The following is a 20,534-nucleotide window of genomic DNA, read 5'->3' as shown; positions in this document are numbered from 1 at the left end:
CCTCTTATGATTCAAATCAGGAATCTGGCATATCAATACACCTCGCATACACAAATTCTGCATTTTCCGGATATTGAGTTAGGTGCTCATGAGCATTTACTTGTCTTGGGAAAATCCGGTGTGGGAAAAACTACCTTATTACATTTAATTGCTGGATTGTTAAGGTCCCAGCACGGTGAAATCTCCATAGGAAAAACTAACTTAAGTGATTTATCCAGTAGAAAACTAGACCAATTTAGAGGAAAGGAAATAGGCCTTGTTTTTCAGAATAACCACGCTATCCGTTCCTTTAACGTACTTGAGAATTTAAAAGCTCGTTTGTTTTTTGCCAAAAAATCTATGGATATTGGGCGTATCGAAAATTTATTGCACCAACTGGATATTAAGGAATGCATTGATAAAAGAATAAATCAGTTGAGCGAAGGTCAACTGCAAAGACTGGGCATAGCACTTGCTGTGGTACACCAACCTCAATTGATATTGGCGGATGAACCTACTTCCAGCTTGGATGATAAAAATTGTGAATTGGTCATGCAGCTAGTACAGGAACAGGCTAAGAATAATGGTGCCAACTTAATGGTTATTACCCACGACCATAGAATAAAGCCAATGTTTAATAACATTATTACGTTATGAATAATTGGAAAATTAGCCTTCGAAATCTACTTCACAAACCACTATACGCTTTTTTGGCTATTTTTTCATTGGCCATAAGTATAGGTTTATTGCTGTGTGTTCAACAACTCGATGCTTCGGTCAAAAACCAATTCGAAAATGGCTTGGGAAAAGTAGATATGGTCATTGGAGCCAAGGGAAGTCCTTTGCAACTGGTTCTATCCTCGGTTTTGCATATCGATAATCCTACGGGAAACATTCCCTATGCTCAAGCAAATAAGCTGGCAAAAAACCCAATGGTAAAAAGTGTGGTACCTATTTCCTACGGGGATAATTTTAAAGGCTACAGGATAGTGGGTTCCAGTAAAGACTACGGGAGTCTTTTTGATGCCGAAATTTTAGAAGGCAGGGAAGCGAAGACCAGTATGGAGGCCGTTCTAGGGTACGAGGTGGCCCAAAAACTTAACCTGAAGCTGGGTGATACTTTTGTAAGTTCACATGGGCTTACCGAGAATACTATAGAAGAGCATGATCAAGAATTTACGGTTGTTGGCATATTTAAACCTACCTATAAAGTCATAGATAGGTTAATTATGACCCCACTTGAAAGTATATGGGAGGTACATTCTCATGGTCATGAAAAAAATGATGATCAAGGAGAAAGCCATATACACGAAGAACATGATCACGAAGGACACAATTATTTTGAACATGATGAAGAAGGGCACCATCATGATGAACATCATGGTGATAAAATTGAAAAGCCTGACGGACATGTCCCTGTAGATAAGAATGAAAACTTGGACAAGGAGGTTACTTCTCTTTTGGTTTCTTTTAGAAATCCTATGGGCTACATAGCCATGTCCAGAAACATCAATGAAAATACAGAAATGCAGGCAGCTCTGCCCAAATTTGAATTGGACCGTCTATTTAAATTCACGGGTGTTGGGGTCAAGGTCGTTTCTTGGATAGCCTACATTATATTGCTTATATCCTGTTTGACCATTTTTATAGCTCTTTATAAAATGGTACGGGAAAGAGCCTTTGATTTGGCCTTAATGCGTACCTATGGTGCCAGCAACTTACAATTGTTCGGAATTATAACATTTGAAGGTCTTCTAATGGTGTTGATCTCCATTTTTTTTGGTTTTGTATTCTCACAACTAGGATTACAACTGATTATAGGCATATTTAAGGTACAGTTTCAGCAAGAGATACAACTAACATTTCCAACAATGCAGATGGTCCGGACCCTTGTGATTGTCTTTGTCACTTCCATTCTGTCCATTTTTATGGCGATTGTACCTTTGTTGCACATGAATATTTCAAAAATTATAAGTGATGAAAAATAGGCTTCTTTGTTTGTTGTTTATGGTAACCACAGGTGGGTTGTTTGCACAAGTGGACCTCACATGGGAAGATTTGGCAAAGATCAGCTATACGGAAAAGTATTTTGCCGCCTATGATTCAAATTTTCTATATCCGGAATTTAGTAAAGAAATTACCAACTTGGAAGACAAAGAGGTAACCATTGCGGGTTACTTTCTGGATATGGACCCCAACGGACAATTATTTATACTTTCCAAGAATCCTCTGGCATCCTGTTTTTTTTGTGGAAATGGGGGACCAGAGACGGCCATTGAAATACAATTTGATGCTAAACCAGATTTTCAGACAGATGATATTGTATTGATAACCGGTAAACTCAAACTTAATAAGGATGATATTGAGCATTTTAACTACATCCTTACGGATTGTTCCGGTTTTAAATTAAAATGATTGATTTCGAACTAACTTTAGCAAATCCTTAAAAGCTTTAGTAAGAAAAGAATAATAAGGTATAATACCTAAATATGAAAATGAAGACAAGAAGAGCAATTTCCTATTTGTTTCTAGCCTTTTTCCTAATGATGGAATTGGGCAGTCTTCACGTGTTTGCCCATGATGATGGAGCCTCCATGGAAGATTGCGATATCTGCCATGTTTTGATATTAAATCAACATACACCTGTTGTACCAACAAATACGGCCGTGATCTCTTTGGAAAATCCAGAGATTCCGTTTCAGGAGAAAATCCAATTTTGGTTTGCTTCCAATCATAGTGTTGGTTACTTTTCATATGACCAATTTTCACGACCTCCACCCTTACTCTAGTACCCTCTGAACATATTGGATTTTACAGTCTGCGGTCAACCTATATCCCAATGGTTGATACGTTGAGGCTATTCCAATGCTTTATGTGAGTTACTAAATCACAACCTGTACCCATAACTCTCAGGGTACAGTCTACATTTTATTTTAAGAGTATGGCTTTTAAAAAGCTCTGTATGCTGCTTAGCATTTGCTATGGCATGTATGCTTTTGCACAAGAACCCCTAAAAATTAGGGGAAAGGTAATGGATTCATTGTCCATGACACCCCTTGCCGGGGTTACCATTATAGGAAAATATGATTATGCTGTTTCAAACGAAATGGGGGAATTCTCACTTCAAATAAAAAACTCGGAAATGGTAGAAGTATCACATATTGGTTATGCTAGCACCCAAGTACAACTTTCAGGGAAAGATACCACCACTTGGAACATTTTATTGAGACCATCCAATACAGAGTTGGACGAGGTAACCGTAAGGGGAAAGACAGAACAGCGCGAAGCGCAGGAAACGGCAACCGTATCCGTTGAAATAGATGAGGAGTTCTTGCACGCCAATAGAGAAAATAGTTTGATGCAGACTTTAAGGAAAATCCCAGGTGTAAGTACCATGACCATTGGTTCCGGTCAATCAAAGCCTACCATAAGGGGACTTGGTTTTAATCGGGTGAGTGTGGTTCAAAACGGAATCAAGCATGAAGCACAACAATGGGGTAGTGACCATGGTCTGGAAATTGACCAATACGGCTTGGAGGATATTAGAATAATTAAGGGTCCCGCGTCCCTTATGTACGGGTCTGATGCTATTGCCGGTGTCGTTGATATTCTGCCTCCAAAAGTCCCTGAAATCAATTCTTTTAGTGGGGAGGTAAATCTATTGGGCGAAACCAATAATGACCTCTTGGCTCTTTCCGCAGGAATTCAAAGTCGGAAGGAAAAATGGTACTACAGGGCTCGTTTAACTTATAGGGATTATGCAGATTTTAAAGTACCTACAGAACGTATCAACTATGAAAATTACATTTTTGAACTATATGAAAATAATCTAAGAAATACAGCGGGGCAAGAGGCAAATGGTAGTTTTAGCATTGGATTTATAGGGGAAAACTTTAAGTCAGAGACTTTTGTTAGTAATGTAAATGCAAAGAACGGTTTTTTTGCCAACGCACATGGGTTGGAGGTGCGTTTGTCCAGAATTGATTATGATGCTTCTAGTAGAGATGTAGACCTACCGTTTCATAAGGTGAACCACTTTAAAGTTACCCATAATACAACCGCATATTTAGGTGATCACACTTTTCAGTTTGATTTAGGATTTCAAAACAATCAAAGGGAGGAACAATCAGAGCCTGTACCCCACGGATATATGCCTACACCACCGGATAGTCGTGAGCGTATATTTACCAAAAACACCTACACAGCCAATGTTCGGGATATGTACAAAACGATGGGTGGCCACACCCTATCTCTAGGAGTTAATTCAGAATTTCAAAACAACAATATTGGCGGATGGGGATTTTTAATTCCTGCATATGATCGTTTTACTGGTGGCGTATATGTTTTTGACCATTTTGAATGGAACGAAAACTTGCATTTGAAAGGAGGATTGCGTTATGATCTAGGCTGGCTAAGGACCAAAAACCATTATGACTGGTTTCAATCTCCGGTGGACAATGCAGATGGAAGTACCTCCAATATATACCTTCAACGTGCAAGCGATACCTCCTTGAACTTTGGAAGTTTTAGCGGCTCTTTAGGTCTAAGTTACATTCATGGCAATACTACTTATAAAATAAATGCCGGTAAAAGCTTTAGAATGCCTTTGGCACATGAACTTGCTTCGGATGGTGTCAATTACCATATGTACAGGTATGAAAGGGGAAATATAAATTTAAATCCAGAGGCTTCCTATCAGATGGATGTAGAGGTGTCTCATGTAGCCAGTGGTTATTCTGTTGGAATTAGCCCTTTTGTGAACTTTTTTGATAATTACATATATCTCAACCCTACTTCGGACTATAAGGAGACCTTACAAATTTACGAATATACGCAGGCCAAAATATTTAGGGTAGGGGGGGAAGTCCATCTGGGAGTGGATGTTACCTCTAATTTACATATGACTGGCTCTACGGAGTATGTTTTTTCAAGACAGAATAGTGGTCCAAAGGAGGGTTTCACCATCCCTTTTTCCCCACCACTAATTGGAATGGTATCGGCCAATTACTCCATGGGCGATTTTAGCTTTTTTAAAGACTTACATCTGAATGCCGATTTGCGGATAGCCGCCACACAGAGTGAAATCGTGCCACCAGAGGAGGTAACCCAGGGCTACCAAGTAATCAATTTATCCGGCATGGGCAAAATAAACCTTTTTAAAAACGGAAATCCGGCTCTTTTCAGGATAAAGCTCAATAATATTTTCAATACGGAATATTACGACCACACCAGTTTTTACAGGCTCATAGATGTGCCCGAGTCAGGCCGTAACCTTTCCGTTTCAATCACCTTGAACCTTTAATTAATCATTTATTTACAAACACAAATTCTTATTTTATGAAAACACGTTTAAAACAATTAGCGCTAATTGCATTTGTCGCAATTACCCTGCATTCCTGTAGTAGTGACGATGATGGAGACATTCAATTGGCTGCACCTGCCATTACCAATTTTGAATTTGGAGAAGGAAGTACCCACGGAGGGGAATCCGTGGCTTATAAAGGAAGTGATATTCATTTGGAGGCTGAAATAACGGCTGAGGCAACTGTGGCTTCCATTACCCTGGATATTCACGGACACGATTTGGAAGTGGGAGAAGGTGAAGAAGAATGGGATTTTGAACAGACCTTTTCCAATGCCTCTTATTTGGTAATCAACCCTGAATTCCATGAGCATGTAGACATACCAGCCACAGCTCCTGCCGGTGAATATCACATTACCCTAACCGTAACCGATGAGAATGGTAATAGTACAGAGGTGGAAGGGGAAATTGAAATTATGGACCCCATTACGGTGAGTGACATGTCTATTGATGAAACCGTTGCCCGCGGAAGTGATTTTCACGTGGAGTTCATGATTGAAGCCGTTAATGGAATTCATAATGTTACCGTAGACATTCACGCACATGATCTTGAATTGGCAGAAGGGGAAGAAGAGTGGGATTTTGAAGAAGTTTATGAAGAAGGTCTTCATGAAGAGACTTCCGCTGAATTTCATAAGCATATAGATGTACCCGCAACGGCACTTGCAGGTGAATACCATATGCTGATAACCATTGAGGATGAAGATGGAAATACCAAAATGATAGATACCCATATTGATGTAACTGCATAAGTTAAAAAAGCCCCATTATCTAAATGGAAAGATAGTGGGGTTATGATAACTAAAAACAGAATAAATGAAAACATTACAAAAAACTTTATTCCTGGCCTCTTTTCTATTAATTTTTGCTTGTTCATCGGATGATTCATCATCAAAGGATGAGGAAAGGCCAACTATTAGTATTGATTATGCCAATGGATTTCCACAGGGTTGTGAAGAACTACAAAGAGGGGAGACCAATACATTTAGGGCCAGGGTAACGGACAATGAAGCCTTAGCATCCTATAGCCTTGATCCGCATCATAATTTTGACCATCATACCCACGATGATCAGATAGGAGATTGTGAACTATTGCCCTTAAAATCATCAGTGAATCCATGGATTTTTATGGAAAACTATACCATAGAAGGCGGGGTTCAGGAGTATGAGATTGCCATTGAGATAACCATACCCGAGGACATTGATACGGGTGATTATCATTGTGCGTACTCTATAACAGATGAAACAGGCTGGCAAAGTAGGACCTCCATAGATATTAAAATTGTGGAATAATTTTTAGGGTATTCAATTTTCATCTAGGTTAAATATGAAAAAGAAACTTTGATAGAATAATTTAAAAAGTGTACCATTATCTTCTCATTGTTATATTGATGTTATCAAAGTTATACCAAGAACTTACTTGCTTAAAATGATTTTTAAACCTATTATATTGGATGCTTTTTAACTCAGGAAAAATCTAAAAAGGATGAAGTAATGTTTGGACAGTTAAGGAGTAGTTTGTTTTGTACTAGGTAAATTCAAAAATGGTCTTAAATTTTTGAAACAAACAAGACCGGTACAACCGGACTTGTTTGCTCATATAACCAGTGGGAAGTATAAATGCGCTTCTATTTTCAAAGAACTAATTACAAGAATATGGCCCCATCAATACTTTATACATCAAGCTTCACTAATATTTTTCGTTATGGAGCCCAAGGAGAATGGTGCTCATGAACAATTTTCCAACCATCGTTGGTTTTTACAAATAACAGAGTGGTCTGTTCATTTATTATGACCAAATTATCACCAAATTTTAAATGGAAGTCGGTCTGAAAAGTCACATTGGCGACATCTCCATAAATGGAAACCTTAAAATCTTCGGTGTCAAACTTTACAACCTCGGTAACGGCCCCAAAGGTATTGCGTTCAAAAGTTTCATTGGCTTCGGCACCATTTACTGCTTCTCCGTTCTTATACTCCGTAAACTTGGGACTGTATCCGTGAAATGAAATAAGCTTATCAATGTCACCTTCTCTAAGGCTTTGCTCGATAGCGTCCCAAGTTTCTATCACTTCCTGTTTCTTCTCCGGATAATCCGTATTGATTAAATCTTCTAGCTCAGTATTCTCAACTTGATCATCCTCCCCATCATTGCATCCCATTAGTAATAGGGAAAATATGATGAGTAACTTGTATATGTTTCTAGTGTTCATAATGTTTTATTTTATTAGTAAATAATTGACTTTGAAATCTTCGAAAACATGTTTCCATATAACTAGTTGCAACAATGTAAAACTAGAGGCTTGTTAGGATAAGCCATGTAAGTTTTGTACCAAAAAGTGATACAAATAGAACGGTTATTGCGAAATAGAAGTGGTAATGGGATTAGGCCTAAAATCAATCTAAATTCTCGTTTAAAGCTATTTAATTTATATAACGGAATTGTTAAATGCCAACCGTGTACTGATGGCGATTCGGTTCCAGGAATTTATGGTTGCAATTGCCATGATGATAGAGATGAGACTTGCAGTATCAAATAATTCTGTGGCCATTTGATAGGTCTCATCAGTAAGTCCACTTTCTTGAATGTTGGTTATTTCTTCGGTCATCCTTAAAAGTACTTTTTCGTCATTGGTAAATTGATTGGAGTCTTTCCAAGCAGTTAGAATGTGTAGTCTTTCTGGGCATTCACCGGCTTTTAGAGCTTCTTTGGAGTGCATTTCTAGGCAATAGGCACATCCATTTATTTGTGAGGCCCTCATTTTAATGAGTGAAATCTGCTTCTTGTTGAGGGGACCTTCAGTCAAGAATTTTTCCAAAGCGAACATGCCATTAAATGCTTCGGGTTGAGTTTCATAGATGTTAAGTCTCTGTTCCATTTTATATCATTTTTTTGATTTGATACAAATGTATAGAGGCAAAAATCACATCTTCTTAAGCTGGTTTAAGAACGACTTTTCGCTCTAATTTCACTTACGTACTCAGGCGTTAAACCTAGGAAGGAAGCAATTAAATATTGGGGCACCCGTTGGGCGAACTGTGGATATCTTTCCACAAACTGAAAGTATCTTGCTGCCTTTGAGGCTTCATACATATATTTTATACGGTGCAGGGCGGCTCCGAATCCTATTTGGTTCATCACCTTAAAATAACGCTCCATTTTTGGTAGTTCTGCTAAGAGTAATTCTTGGTCACTTTGGGATATAGCCAAAACTGTGCTTTCCTCAACTGCTTGTAATTGAAATTCACTTTCTTTTTGATGATATAGACTCAAGGGATCGTTGACCCACCAATTCTCAATGGCAAACTGAACAGATTGTTGGTCACCTTTTTCTGTCAAGAAATACATATGTAAACATCCTTTGATAACAAAGTAATTATACTGAAATACAGGACGAAGGTGTATATCTAAATGGTCTTTTTTCCTAATATGAATAACCTTGAAATAATAGAATAACTCTTCAAATTCATCTACGTTAATATCAATATACTTTGCGATATGATTTTGAAGTGCTTTCATGGACAAACTTTAGAATTCAAGACAGGTTTGCAAAACTAATTATAGTTTGGTTTTTAATACAAATTCCGAGTGTTCGTTATCTAGAATTGGATAAATTATAATCTCAAATTAGCAACTACTTAAAATCATTTTTGATCGATTCTCTTTAATTTTACGGTTTGCTAGGCTTTTACTGAATTTGAGGCTTACACGAAATTTAAATATATAGGTGATGAGGGTACATTCGAGGGTACTTGTTTTATTTTTCTTCCTAACGATGGGAGCAATAGGTCAAGAATCATTTAAAGATAAGTTTGAAGAAACCAAAGCGGGCTCTTTATTAAAGTTTAAGGCATCCTTTAATGATAGTTTAAGTAACTCTGCGGAATTACCCGTTGTTATTATCAAGGGAAAAGAGAAAGGTAAGGTTTTAACTATATTGGCAGGTGTTCATGGCTATGAGTATCCCCCAATTATGGCGGTTCAAGAGTTTCTTGGAGAAATTCGTCCGATGGACTTAAAAGGAAGTCTTATTGTAATTCCAATCAGTAGTACTGCTGCTTTTTACGGACGTTCGGTTTTTATTAATCCCAATGACGGGGTCAATTTGAACAATGCATTTCCCGGAAAAGAGAAAGGAACGGTCACTCAGCAAGTTGCGCATTATATTACCAAGAATATTATACCCTTGACCGATGTGTTTTTGGATATCCATGGTGGTGATGCAAGTGAAGACCTAATACCCTTCGTCTGTTACTATAATCATCAAGGTCAACCGAAAGCAACAGCCATGGCGAAAAAATTATCGGAAACCAGTGGATTTTCCAACATTGTCTCTTATGATTACACTTTAAAGGATACTGAACCTGCGAAATATGCCTTTAAGCAGGCCGTCCAAGATGGGAAGGTGGGATTGAGTTTTGAAGCCGGTAAATTAGGAAATGTACAAGCGGATGCGGTTGCCTTGAACAAAAATGGAATCTATAATGTGATGAACGGACTTCAGATGTACAGAACAAAGTTAGATTTACCTTCTGAATTGAAGAAATACAATGACCAAGGATATATCAAAGCGTCAACAAAAGGCATTTTTTATAGTGATATAAAGGCTGGTGATTTTGTACAAGAGGGGCAAGATATTGGGTATATCACCGATGAATTTGGTGCAATCATTAAAACTATAAAAGCTTCCGGCACTGGGGTGGTTCTTTATATGGTGGGGACACCTCCGGTAAACAAAGATGATACCTTGTTTTGTATTGGGGCACCGGAATAATTCCCTTAGGCTATTTTAACTACTCTCCAACGTTACGAACACCTTGCTAAAATCTTGCTTGGCCAAATCACTTTTATGGATAACGTAAAAAATATCCCCGGCATCTCCCCATTGCATGTCTCCAGAAGAGGTTGCGGTAAGTAAAATTACCCAGTCTTCCGGATTTCCTTTTAGGGCCAAAGAAGCCTGTAGTTCTGGTGCTTGGTGCTGGGTAAAGCCATGGTTGTTCATAGCATAGTTATAGGTATTTAGCTCATTTAATGGTTTTTCAAAAGTATCATACAAATCGTCTAGCAAATCTTCCTCATCTTTTAAACTTTCAGAAGGGCCTTTAAACAGATGGGTATTTACATAACTGGCATACAAACTAGGTGCACTGTTCATTATTTTAGCATCAACCTTGAAAGCTTGGTAGGCGGTTCCTATCATTTCAAAATAATCATCTTCCTCAAATTGAAATCGGTTTCCTGAGGCTAATTCTTTATTATTTGCCACGTAAATTACCTTGCCAGGATGCTTATCTCCCCCATAAATGTTGTGCATGGTTTCTAGAAAAAAGAACAAGCTGCCTGTTCTGGGCAAATAGTCTTGTAGGTGCGCAATTGCCTCACAGTTTACTTGCCCTATAAATTCATAGACATAATCTAGCTTCTGCGCTCTCCAATTTTGTCCAAACCTAGGATACGGAATACGTATGGGTAAATCTGGCATGCCGCCAAACCTATGGTTACCAATTTCTTTGTAATCCTCTTTCTGGGTATGGGTAAATCCAATTGCTTTTTTAACCAAATGCGCCAAGGGGGTTTTATAGGTATTTAGTTTATTCTTTTCTATTGCGCTATACACCTCTGGTATTAAATCCAAGTCGTATACAGACCAATAGGCTAAATCGTTCCAAGGCGCCAAACCCCTACCATCTGCTCCTAGATATTCAAAATTTAGTAAACGTTTTTTATCGGCTATGTTTAATTCAATATTTTCTATTGCATTAAAGGCTTCCGGCAACATTTCTATTGGGTTCCCATCTAGTTTAATATCTTTTAATTTAGGTTGATGGGCCAAACTTTCTGGTAAGGTCTTTAGCAAATTGTGTTCCAAGCCAATATGCGTAAGCGCTGGCAATTGTATGTTGGTTGGTATGGCCTGTATTTGGTTTTTGGCCATGAACAAATAGCTAAGCTTAGGCAAATTAAAAACACCATCTGGCAGGTTGGTCAGCAAGCAGTTGTTAATACTCAAGTGTTCTAGGTTTTTCAAATCCCCCATTTGTGTTGGTATTTCTTTTACGGAAGCACCATTTAGATGAAACCGCTTTAATGCCGTAAACGCTCCAATTTCTTCCGGTATTTCGCTTAGGGGTAATTTCTGCTTTTCATAATATTGCGACCGTTGAGAAATACTTAAACTTTCAAGATTTTTAAAGGTAAAAAACTGCTTTGGCAAGGATAAAAAATCAGGGTTTTCTAAAGCTATATGCCGCACATTTTCGGGTTTTCCCGTTTGCAACTCTTCTAAAGAAGTAAATTGGTAGTTGCTCCAATCTAGGTTTTCAATAGAAATTTTCTTCGCTAGATGTATAGGAAAAACCTTGTTGTGATAGCTTTTGGTCATTTCGCCAGACACCAATAACCAGCCTTCTTTAAATTCAACCGTACCATTAAAATCCAAACGATAATCAAAACCCTGAAATCTGGTATGCAAGAAAAGTGGTGCATTGGTCTTACCCTCTTCAAATACTATTTTACCTGTGGGCACCCCATTTTCATAGATGCCTTTAGCAGGAATTTGTAGGGTTATTTTACCATCGCCAGGATAATCGTCTAGCAATTGTGTTTTGATGGCTTCTTTATGTTCTTTGGTTTTTGCCGCTAGGTCTACCACAAGCATTCTTGAAAAATCTGGAATACTGGCCTTGCACTCGTCTGGAATAAATTCGAAGGTAAAATCGCCAATTTTTAGGTATTCCAATCCATTTGCTGGCATCTGAGGCGTAAAGACTTTCTTTTCGGGTTCTTCCGTTTCATAACTATGGTTCAATGCTAGCTCTTCTTTTTCTTGGTCCAGCACATGTTGTTGCCAAGCAACTGCCCTGTCCTTTACATCACCAATAATTACAAGAGAACTAAAAGCTTCTTCTACCCAGTTGGCCAAGGTATTGCCCGCAACTTTTTCATGAATGCCCCTAAATTCGAGATAAAATTCATCGTCTAACAACAGGCAGGTAAAGAAATAAGTAATCTTAAAATGTGTATGCTGAAAAGCAGCATCGGTATGTGCCCTAAAAACGTAGGTTTGGTAACCTTTGAATACCATTTCTTCCGCATCTAATTTTTCCGATTTATAATACAGGGACAAACAAGAATCTTCAAATTTTTCTTGCCATGTACTACCTGTATAGGTATCCGATTCTAAATCTTCCCGCTTTAAAACCACTACTTGCAAACTAGGCCACTGGTTCTGGAAAGATACATTTTTGGCACTGGCCCAAAACCCTATTCTATTTTGGGCATCAACCTCAAAAAAATCAGGATAGGAAAAGGTAAACAAGTTGGTAGTTGCTGTATTTGACATTAGAAAAGCGATTTATGTATTAAATATCTTTAAATAAAGAGTAAAACAAAAATGGAGATTAAATGCTTACCGTCTTACCCTGATTTCCGGGAAATAAAAAAGACCGACTTGAGTCGGTCCTAATTTTTCCCAAAAATTAAGGAAGAATCAGAAATCAGACTTTTATTCAAATTTGTTAAACATTTGTTCGGCATTTTAATGAGTAGTGAATACGTACAGGTAATTTTGATAGGAATATTTCTAATTATCCCCAACCCCCATATTTAGAATTGCCAAACTTCACCTAGAAGGTATGCCCTGGAAAAATCTTAGTTGCTTATGAAAAAATTAGTCTCACCGTTAAAGCTTATAGTAGGAGACTTTTCCTCAAAAAGGAAAGCTCCTTTTTTAACTTTAAATTATAGGTCCTAACGTTAATTCTTGGAAAAGGCTCGTAAAGATTGAATTAACCATGACCAATTTCCTTATCAATAAGTTTTAGGGTAGGGGCACCCACGCCTTCCTCAAATTTAACATCATAGGTTAAAGCTAACTTTCTAATATGGTGCGAGGGTCTATCCTCATTTATTCTAAAACTCTTCAAACTTGTTGTTTTAATCAGTTGTTCTTCTCCAAAGCGATGATAATTTCGAATAAAGCAATGATAATTTCAAATAAAAAATTGAATCTCAGCCACTTGTGAAAAATTGTTAAAACTGTTAATGAAAAGGCTTCTGATTTTACTTAGTATTGGGGAAGTCAATTACTTTTGATGTTCCTGTAGCTTGCCTTTAAAAGGTTTGATTTTAAGTTATTTACATTGAAAAAATATAAAATAACATGGTTGATATTTTAAAAACTTTGAGTATTGAATGGATACGTTAATTATCACTTTTATTGAGTTAAAAATTCTTCTTCCCATTTTATATTTTCGAGGTCTTTTATCTGTTACTTAGAATATTTAGATCAAAGAGCGATGCGATATCCTCTTAAAATAAATTAATTGCATGGGAAACCTACCAACTGAAGCTGAGCTACCCTTCTTGCAAGGAGGTGGAAAGATGGGGAAAATAACAAGAGAAAAGGATTGGACAGCAACAGCCATGGGTCATCCTGGTAATTGGCCACAAAGCATAAGGCCCATTTTGAGTATGTTGCTCAATAGCAAGGTGCCCATGTTTTTGTTTTGGGGAAAGGAACTTCGGTGTTTTTATAACGATGCCTATAGGCCTAGTTTAGGGAAGGAAGGTAAGCACCCCAATATTTTAGGTCTTCCCGGTGAGGAAGCATGGCCAGAAATTTGGGATACCATTTACCCACTTCTTCAAAGAGTGATGATAGATAGGGATTCCGTTTATTTGGAAAATCAATTGATACCCATTTATAGGAATGGAAGTATTGAAGAGGTCTATTGGACTTTTGGATATACTCCCGTAATTGGGGACGGAACGAATGTAGAAGGTGTATTCGTTACCTGCAGTGAAACAACGGACAGTGTTTTGGCAATGAAAAGATTGGAGGAGAAAAGCAATGAACTCCAACTGGCCATTGACGCTGCCGATTTGGGAACTTGGGATTATGTGCATGAAAATTCCACCATCAAAATAAATGATCGTAGTTTGATATGGTCCGGATTGGGAGAAAGCAATATCAAATCACCTAATGAACTTTTGTCCATCGTTGAGCCTACCGATAGAGAACGAATTAAACGTAGTATACAAAAGGTTCTCACTCCAGAAACCAATCAAGTTTTAGATGTGTCCTTTATAATTAAAAATGAACAGACCCAGAAAAAAAGAGAAATAAGGGCCGTGGGTAGGGCGCTCTATACAAAAGAAGGAAGGCTTCAACGCTTTAACGGTACCTTTCAAGATATTACGGAGCAACAGAATACGCTTAGAAACTTACGTAAAAAAGAGGAGCGCTTCAGACAGCTGGTAGAAAATGCCCCTATAGGTATTGTTATTGTGGATGCCGAAGATTTTACGGTGAACGTCGTCAATCAAAAGGCATTGCAGATGTGGAGCAAAAGCCTATATGAATGCCAAGATATTCCTTTATTTGATATATTACCTGAAACCCGTAATGGATTGGAACCTATTCTTGCCGAAATAAAAAATACCAAACGGGAACAAACAGGAACGGAATATCCGTTGACTCTGGAAAAAGAAGGGTTACTACAAAGGGGGTTTTACAACTTTATATTTAAACCCGTAATAGAAGACGGCGTTGTGGTAGAGATAGTATTGGTTGCCTATGACGTTACAGATAATGTACGAGCTAAATTTGGGGTGGAAGAAACCGAAGTCAAGATAAGAAATGTGTTTGACCAGTTTCCCATAGCCATGGCCATTGTAGAAGGTCCGGATTTGATTGTGGAAACCATGAACGATACCTTTTTAGATGAATTTGTAAAAAGGAAACGCAAGGATGTTGTGGGAAAACGATTGAATGATTTATTGCCCAATCCTCTAAACGTTCAGTTGTTGGATGAGGTTAGAACTTGCACCACGAAAGGGGAGACTGTTAGATTGGGAGATATGCTTTGGGCCTCAGGTAGTAAGGATAAAGACGGACTCTATGTGGATTTCTCCTGTCATCCGTTACGTGAAATAGACAATACGATTCATAAGTCCATTATCGTAGTAAATGATACCACGCAGCGCGTACTAAGTAGATTAAAGCTTGAAGATTTTTCAAAAAAATTGGAAAAACAAGTAGAGGAACGAACTTACCAGCTTGAAGGTTCTAATGAGCAATTACAGGACACTGTAAAAAAGCTAAAGTCTACCAATGCAGAACTGGAATCATTTGCCTATATAGCAAGTCATGACCTGAAAGAACCTCTAAGAAAAATTCAAATGTTTATGGAAAGGGTCATTGCTTTTGATGGGGAGAATGTTTCCTCCAGAAGTAAAAGCTATATGGATAGAATAGATAATGCCATAGAGCGCATGCGTACGCTGATCAATGAGTTATTGGCCTATTCAAGAACGGGAAGCGAGAACTTTCAATTTGAGGAAACTGATTTGTCCTCCATTTTGGAGAGTGTTCTGGAAAACATTTCTGGAAGTGTAGAGGAATCAAACGCCAAGGTTAAATTTGGTGAATTAGGAGTTTTGAAAGTGATTCCTTTTCAAATGAAACAGGTGTTTCAGAACTTATTGGAGAACTCGATCAAGTTTAGTAACAAGGACCAAGTACCTATTATTACCATAGAAAGTGACAAAGTACATGGGCATGAAATAGAAATTGAAGATTATGTGCCGGATGAAGACTATTTAAAAATCTCATTTAAGGACAACGGTATTGGGTTTGAAGATGAGAATGCGGAGAAGATATTTGAAATATTTCAGCGGTTACACGGAAAGTTGGAATATCAAGGTACGGGCATTGGTCTCGCCATTGTTAAAAAAATCATTGAAAATCATAAAGGATACATAAGAGCAACTTCACAAAAAGGACAGGGTGCTCAATTCATCATATATTTACCCCTAGAGCGTTCAGATTTGGATTAAACGTACTACAGATTCAAAAGCGCTATATTATCTTTTTAATGGATTAACTCCCAATTAATTTTGTGTCTAATTTCATACTGTACAATTTAAAAATGTATGTTATGGAAACAAAAAATAAAGATTTAGTAGATAGGTTGGGAGATGTTCTTGACCGTAATATTGATGCTCAAAAAGGATATGCCAAGGCCGCAGAGAATGCGGATAGCAGAGCTTTACAAGCCTTTTTTCATAGAAAATCCACCGAGCGTGAAAATTTTAATATGGAATTGGCCACTTCGTTAAAGACAGCTTATGGCGTTCTTGATAGGGACGGAAGTGCCAAAGGAACTCTACACAGAGCTTGGATGGACGTAAAAAACATGTTCTCAGCAGACAGTGATGAGGCTATGTTGGAAGAATGCATTCGTGGTGATAAAGCGGCTATTGAAGAGTATACGGAATTACTTGAAGAAACCGGACTTCCCTTGGAAGTTTCCGCAGTTGTTAGAAACCACATGCTAAAGCTAAGAACAGATCTTAACAAGGTTAAGTCATTGGAAGATTTGGTTGATTAAATTAGTAAGGACTTTAAATTAAGGATGATGAATTTGATAAGAAAATATGGTTATTTGGATCCGGAAAGAAAAGTAGAAAAATTGGAGGACAGAAGATCGGAAAATTCCTTTAGATCAAAAATTGTGAGATATCGATCAGGTAAATCCAATAAACAGCTGAAATTTAATTAACATTCAACTGTAAATGTCACAAGCGGATGCATGAAAGTGCATCCGCTTTTTTGTTTGTATTGTTTTTAAGTCCAAATAATAATTTTCAAACTTTATTTTTGGATAAAATCGCTCTTAAAGGCTTTCAACGAAATCGTTGTAAAAATTTTTTTTCTAGACAAATTTCATTTTTTATCCCTTCTTTTTTTCTGTTGAAAACAATCAACATTGTATGATTTTGGGCTTACAGACGCAGTCCGATTTTGGGTCTTTCTTGAGGTGAAATCTAGGTTATATTCTCCTCATACAGTGTTGTTTTTGGGTGGTAATTTTAAGAAAAACTACTGGTGATAAAAGTGGGTATTTACCTGTTAATAAAAATTTAAAAATCCCCTCAAAAATGCTCTAAAAAATAACCTGTTGATAAGAATGTTGAAAAACATCAAGGGGCCGGTTTAAATCAAAGTGAATAAAATATGAATTTTACAGTACGAGCTTTTTACAACTCCTCCTAATATATTCCGTCATGAAAATAAGTTATATTATCAAGAGAGATTACACCTCTCAACCTTTTGACCTTCACAAAATTACGAATGCGATAGCAAAGGCTATGACCGCCGTTGACCACGGGCAGGTAATCAATGCAGAATCAATCGCCAACCAAGTATATGAGGTACTTCTTGAGCGTACAGCCAGGGATGAATCCTATATTCCAACGGTTGAACAGGTACAAGATGTTGTTGAGAACAAACTTATGGAAACGGAGTTCCATGATGTAGCAAAAGCCTACATTATTTATAGGAACAAAAGGGCGCAAATGCGCAAAACGGACATCTTTGAAAAAAGAGTGAATCTAAAGCCGTATGAATACCCTCAATTGTACGAATATGTTTCTGCTATAAGACACTCGTATTGGATCCATACAGAATTCAATTTTACAAGTGACATTCAAGATTTTAAATCGGGTCTCGACCCTGTGGAAAAAAGTGCCATTAAGAATACCATGTTGGCTATATCTCAAATTGAGGTAGCTGTAAAGTCTTTTTGGGGAGATATTTACCATAGGCTTCCTAAACCGGAAATAGGTTCGGTTGGGGCCACATTTGCCGAGAGTGAGGTTAGACACCATGATGCGTATTCGCACTTACTGGAAATTTTAGGCCTTAATAGAGAATTTGAGACCCTAAAGAAAAAGCCGGTAATCATGAAGCGTGTACATTATCTGGAAAACGCTCTCAAAAATGCCAAAAGTGAGGATAAAAAAGAATATGCAGAGTCCATTCTTTTGTTCTCCTTGTTCATTGAGCATGTTTCGCTGTTCTCTCAGTTCTTGATTATAATGGCCTTCAACAAGCATAAGAACCAATTGAAGGGAATTTCCAATGTGGTAGAGGCTACCTCCAAAGAAGAGCAGATCCATGGAGATTTTGGTATTGATCTGATCAATATCATTAAAACGGAAAATCCGGAGTGGTTTAACGATGATTACAAAAAGCTTATCCAGGAGGTGTGCGAGGAGGCATTTATTGCGGAAAGCAAAATTGTCAACTGGATTTTTGAGGAGGGAGAATTGGATTTCCTTCCAAAGGCGGTAATCAATGAGTTTATCAAAAATCGCTTCAACAATTCATTGGAAAGCATTGGAATACCTAAAATATTTGAAGTAGACCAGAAACTGTTGGCAGAAACAGAATGGTTTGATGATGAAATTATTGGAACAAAACATGGGGACTTTTTTGTAAAACGTTCCATCAACTATAGCAAAAGAACACAAAGTATAACCAGCGACGACCTTTTTTAAATTATGGAGAACAAAACAGCAGTACAGAGCACAGATTTAAAGGAAAATAAAACTCAAGAATTGGTCAATGCCAGAAAGAGTGCACTGGCAGAATTGAATTCCCAGGAAGATCAAGGATTTGCATGGCTAAATGAGAACAGCCGTAAGTTTTTGGAATCAGGTTATTTGACTGATGGCGTAACCCCGGAAGGGCGTATAAGGGAAATCGCAGAAAGGGCAGAGGATATACTTGGAATACCTGGTTATGCAGATAAGTTTTATCACTATATGTCCGAAGGTTTCTTTTCCTTGGCGTCACCCGTCTGGTCCAATTTTGGAAAAAGAAGAGGTCTGCCAATTAGTTGCTTTGGTTCGCACATAGATGATGATATGGGGAATATTCTCTATACACAATCTGAAGTTGGTATGATGTCCAAACTAGGAGGTGGTACTTCTGGATACTTTGGTAACATTAGGCATAGGGGATCGGCCGTTAAAAATAACGGTCAGGCGTCAGGTGCCGTGCATATTATGCAGTTGTTCGAGTCTATGGTGGATGTTGTAAGCCAAGGTTCTGTACGCCGCGGTCGCTTTTCGCCATACTTACCTATTGACCATAAGGATATTATGGAATTCCTGGAAATAGGTACGGAAGGAAACCCTATTCAACAGCTCACTCACGGGGTAACCGTAAATAGCCAGTGGATGGAGGAAATGGTTGCCGGTGATGTAGATAAGAGAACCGTTTGGGCAAAAGTGCTTCAAAGAAGGGGAGAGATGGGCTATCCGTATGTATTCTTTACGGATAACGCCAATAATGGTGCTGCGGACGTCTATCAAGACAAAAACAAGCGAATCCATGCCAGTAACCTTTGTACGGAAATCATGTTACCGTCCAATGACAATTGGTCTTTTGTATGTGTACTTTCAAGCATCAACCTTTTGCACTATGACAAATGGAAAGATACAGATGCAGTAGAAACCATGGTTCATTTCTTGGATGCTACCATAACTGAGTTTATAGATAAATTGGAGGCCTACAGAGATTCTGATAGTAGGGAAGACAGACAAACCTTCCTTTTTATGGAAAGGGCCTATAACTTCGCAAAGGAAAATAGGGCATTAGGGCTTGGAGCTCTTGGGTGGCATTCCTTATTGCAATCCAAAAGATTGGCTTTTGATAGTCAAGAGGCCTATAATCTGAACAGTGAAATTTTCAGGGAAATAAAGGAGCGCTCTCACAAGGCTTCAAAGGAATTGGCGGATCGTTTTGGTGAACCCGAAATATTGAAGGGCTACGGGAGAAGAAATGCTACGTTGAACGCTATTGCACCAACAACTTCATCAGCCTTTATTCTAGGTCAGGTATCACAAGGTATTGAGCCTATTTGGTCTAACTGTTATGTGAAGGATATTGCCAAAATCAAAACAACCATCAAGAACCCATATTTAATGGAGTTATTGGAGGAGAAAGGTATGAACACTTCCGAAGTGTGGAAAGACATTAGAGACCATGACGGTTCCGTTCAGCATTTGGAGTTCCTAACGGAAGAAGAAAGGGCTGTTTTCAAAACGTATTCAGAATTAGATCAGATGGATATTGTGTACCAAGCAGGAGCGCGGCAACATCATATTGATCAAGGTCAATCATTGAATATTATTGTGCATCCGGAGATGCCGGTCAAAGAAATCAATAAAATACATGTTACCGCATGGAAATTGGGTCTAAAGTCAATGTACTATCAACACAGTATGAACGCGGCCCAAAAGTTTAGACAAAAGAAAGATTGTGTAAGCTGCGAAGCGTAAACAATCCAAAGGATAATTGATGTAAAAATGCCCTTGCACATGCAAGGGCATTTTTAT

Annotated in this window: 17 protein-coding genes; 12 read left to right on the top strand and 5 right to left on the bottom strand. The window is 38.0% G+C overall.

What is annotated here, in order from left to right; genetic code table 11:
- Positions 1-6 precede the first annotated feature (6 nt).
- From BIZ36_RS00770 to BIZ36_RS00740, 7 genes are all read left to right on the top strand, one after another.
- Positions 7-636, top strand: coding sequence for an ABC transporter ATP-binding protein (locus BIZ36_RS00770; protein WP_187455944.1), 630 nt, complete (start codon positions 7-9; stop codon positions 634-636).
- Entirely contained in the window at positions 633-1,967 is a 1,335-nt protein-coding gene (locus tag BIZ36_RS00765) for an ABC transporter permease (protein WP_187455943.1), read from the top strand. The genes BIZ36_RS00770 and BIZ36_RS00765 overlap by 4 nt, the downstream gene beginning before the upstream one ends.
- Positions 1,957-2,394, top strand: a complete 438-nt coding sequence (locus BIZ36_RS00760) for a hypothetical protein (RefSeq protein ID WP_187455942.1) — start codon at positions 1,957-1,959, stop codon at positions 2,392-2,394. Before BIZ36_RS00765 ends, BIZ36_RS00760 begins: the two co-directional genes overlap by 11 nt.
- Positions 2,395-2,474: 80 nt before the next feature.
- Complete coding sequence (locus BIZ36_RS00755; protein ID WP_187455941.1) at positions 2,475-2,768, top strand: hypothetical protein; 294 nt, start codon at positions 2,475-2,477, stop codon at positions 2,766-2,768.
- Positions 2,769-2,941: 173 nt separating this feature from the next.
- Entirely contained in the window at positions 2,942-5,281 is a 2,340-nt protein-coding gene (locus tag BIZ36_RS00750) for a TonB-dependent receptor (protein ID WP_222937118.1), read from the top strand.
- Between the two features lie 35 nt (positions 5,282-5,316).
- Positions 5,317-6,093: a DUF4625 domain-containing protein gene (locus BIZ36_RS00745; RefSeq protein WP_187455939.1), complete on the top strand. Its 777-nt coding sequence runs from the start codon at positions 5,317-5,319 to the stop codon at positions 6,091-6,093.
- A gap of 64 nt (positions 6,094-6,157) precedes the next feature.
- Positions 6,158-6,634, top strand: a complete 477-nt coding sequence (locus tag BIZ36_RS00740; RefSeq protein WP_187455938.1) for a DUF4625 domain-containing protein — start codon at positions 6,158-6,160, stop codon at positions 6,632-6,634.
- Between the two features lie 410 nt (positions 6,635-7,044).
- Here the strand turns inward: BIZ36_RS00740 and BIZ36_RS00735 are convergent, their stop codons facing one another.
- The 3 genes from BIZ36_RS00735 to BIZ36_RS00725 all read right to left on the bottom strand — a co-directional run bounded on the left by BIZ36_RS00735 (position 7,045) and on the right by BIZ36_RS00725 (position 8,861).
- Positions 7,045-7,554: a YybH family protein gene (locus BIZ36_RS00735; RefSeq protein ID WP_187455937.1), complete on the bottom strand. Its 510-nt coding sequence runs from the start codon at positions 7,552-7,554 to the stop codon at positions 7,045-7,047.
- A 216-nt stretch (positions 7,555-7,770) separates the two neighbouring features.
- Positions 7,771-8,220: a carboxymuconolactone decarboxylase family protein gene (locus tag BIZ36_RS00730; protein ID WP_187455936.1), complete on the bottom strand. Its 450-nt coding sequence runs from the start codon at positions 8,218-8,220 to the stop codon at positions 7,771-7,773.
- A 65-nt stretch (positions 8,221-8,285) separates the two neighbouring features.
- A complete protein-coding gene (locus BIZ36_RS00725) occupies positions 8,286-8,861 on the bottom strand; it encodes a Crp/Fnr family transcriptional regulator (RefSeq protein WP_187455935.1) in 576 nt (191 codons plus the stop codon).
- Positions 8,862-9,117: 256 nt separating this feature from the next.
- Between BIZ36_RS00725 and BIZ36_RS00720 the strand changes: the two genes are divergently transcribed.
- Positions 9,118-10,116, top strand: coding sequence for a M14 family metallopeptidase (locus BIZ36_RS00720; RefSeq protein ID WP_222937116.1), 999 nt, complete (start codon positions 9,118-9,120; stop codon positions 10,114-10,116).
- Between the two features lie 15 nt (positions 10,117-10,131).
- On the opposite strand, the gene BIZ36_RS00715 is transcribed toward BIZ36_RS00720, so the two are convergent.
- Together BIZ36_RS00715 and BIZ36_RS00710 are read right to left on the bottom strand one after the other, a co-directional pair.
- Complete coding sequence (locus BIZ36_RS00715) at positions 10,132-12,687, bottom strand: DUF1963 domain-containing protein (RefSeq protein WP_187455933.1); 2,556 nt, start codon at positions 12,685-12,687, stop codon at positions 10,132-10,134.
- A 445-nt stretch (positions 12,688-13,132) separates the two neighbouring features.
- Positions 13,133-13,270: a hypothetical protein gene (locus tag BIZ36_RS00710; RefSeq protein WP_187455932.1), complete on the bottom strand. Its 138-nt coding sequence runs from the start codon at positions 13,268-13,270 to the stop codon at positions 13,133-13,135.
- Between the two features lie 403 nt (positions 13,271-13,673).
- Between BIZ36_RS00710 and BIZ36_RS00705 the strand changes: the two genes are divergently transcribed.
- The 4 genes from BIZ36_RS00705 to BIZ36_RS00690 all read left to right on the top strand — a co-directional run bounded on the left by BIZ36_RS00705 (position 13,674) and on the right by BIZ36_RS00690 (position 20,477).
- Complete coding sequence (locus BIZ36_RS00705) at positions 13,674-16,184, top strand: ATP-binding protein (protein ID WP_187455931.1); 2,511 nt, start codon at positions 13,674-13,676, stop codon at positions 16,182-16,184.
- Positions 16,185-16,285: 101 nt separating this feature from the next.
- Positions 16,286-16,738, top strand: coding sequence for a ferritin-like domain-containing protein (locus BIZ36_RS00700; RefSeq protein ID WP_187455930.1), 453 nt, complete (start codon positions 16,286-16,288; stop codon positions 16,736-16,738).
- A 676-nt stretch (positions 16,739-17,414) separates the two neighbouring features.
- The gene (locus tag BIZ36_RS00695; protein WP_187455929.1) at positions 17,415-18,689 is read left to right on the top strand and encodes a ribonucleotide-diphosphate reductase subunit beta; all 1,275 of its coding nucleotides are present in this window, start codon (positions 17,415-17,417) and stop codon (positions 18,687-18,689) included.
- A 3-nt stretch (positions 18,690-18,692) separates the two neighbouring features.
- Positions 18,693-20,477 (top strand): ribonucleoside-diphosphate reductase subunit alpha, encoded by a 1,785-nt coding sequence (locus BIZ36_RS00690; RefSeq protein ID WP_187455928.1) that lies wholly within the window; start codon positions 18,693-18,695, stop codon positions 20,475-20,477.
- Positions 20,478-20,534 lie beyond the last annotated feature (57 nt).

The organism is Cytophaga sp. FL35 (assembly GCF_014349235.1).
Classification (GTDB): Bacteria; Bacteroidota; Bacteroidia; order Flavobacteriales; family Flavobacteriaceae; genus Euzebyella.
Note: the sequence above shows the minus strand (reverse complement) of the source record. Positions and strands in the feature narration are given on the sequence as shown.